The 1,288-nt window shown below is 36.8% G+C and carries 2 protein-coding genes; both read right to left on the bottom strand.

Features of this window, described 5'->3' with window-relative positions:
• Positions 1 to 1,048, bottom strand: a 1,048-nt coding sequence (locus tag Q0605_RS05370) for a zonular occludens toxin domain-containing protein (RefSeq protein ID WP_298704910.1), incomplete at its 3' end; no start/stop codon positions are given.
• 1 nt (position 1,049) lies between these two features.
• On the bottom strand, positions 1,050 to 1,288 hold a 239-nt coding region (locus Q0605_RS05365), incomplete at its 5' end, for a hypothetical protein (RefSeq protein ID WP_298704908.1).

The following is a 1,288-nucleotide window of genomic DNA, read 5'->3' as shown; positions in this document are numbered from 1 at the left end:
TATCGAAAACGGGCTTATCAAAGCCAACAAAGAAATACGTAATACCTTTACCTTTAAACGAGCGCACGCTAAATTTAGGCGGAGAACGCAGAAAGATGAAATTTAAGTATCTCTGATCGAAATGATCGTAAGTGCCGTTTTGAATGGAGCAGCGATCGTAGAAACAGTAAATTTGGTATATGTAGCCGATAGGAGGCTCATTAGGATTTGGATTAGAGGCGTTGAATAGGGCTTTAGTGCTGTTACCGCTTGCGGTTTCGATAGGTTGATCGGATTGGGTATCGGGGGCGGAAGCAGGCTCATCGACGGGCTTAAAGAGCGAGTAAAAGCGGTAGAACGCCAAAAAACAAAAGACACAGAGCACCAAAGCTAAACCAAAAAATTTAACTACGATGGACGAACCTTTTTCCTTGGAACCCGCAACGTAAAGGTCAAAAACTTCATTAAGAGCAGGCAAGGTAAAACCGCCACCCTTAATCATATCGTTTTGATTCATTCGGTAGCTAATGAACTGCTGATACCTAAGACGACTAGTAATAAGGCGGCGCGCAGGCTCAACAGCTCTATAAAAATACTCGGCTACAGCCTTATAACCTGTGTCAATTAGGCTTAAATCCTGTGATATAAGCCAAATATCTTGAAACAAATGCGCATGGTAAGTAAGCCACCAGGTTAAAATTTCATCACTCTTTTTAGTAAAAAAATTATGTGCCTCATCGATAACGATCAAGCAGTGATTAAGCTTAAAATCTGCGGCTTTTTCATTTAACTCAGTGTCATTCGCACCACCCATATAAAGGTCATAAAGCAGACTAAGATTATATTTAAAATCGTTAATATCCAAAGGCTTGATTTTTTCGCTTTTGGAGTAATCGAATTCATTTATATTAGTCCAACAAATAGTGTATTTATCAGCTTTCTTAGGTTTTTTAATAAATTTATCAAAAAAAGAGGGCTTAGGAACTTCGATAAAATTTTTATAAATTTGATAAACGGCTAAATAGGTCTTTCCGCTTTTCGGGATGCCGGTAAGATATGAGATAGCCATTTCAATCAATCCTGGAGATAAAGAGATAAAGCAGGGTTTTTCGGAAACTCTCAAGCCCTTTAATGAAAATTTTCAACCCGGCTAAAGAAATACAAGTAAAAAACATAGGTTTAAAAATAATCCAAGCGTCTTTAAAAGCGTCCAAAATCCCAAGTGCTTTTAAAATATTAAAAAATAGAGTAACAAGCTCATCAGAATTACCAGAATAAGAATTTATATAATTTAAAAGTGAATTTACTT

Source organism: uncultured Campylobacter sp., from assembly GCF_938017705.1.
GTDB lineage: Bacteria > Campylobacterota > Campylobacteria > Campylobacterales > Campylobacteraceae > Campylobacter_B.
This window is presented reverse-complemented; position numbering and strand designations above follow the sequence as displayed.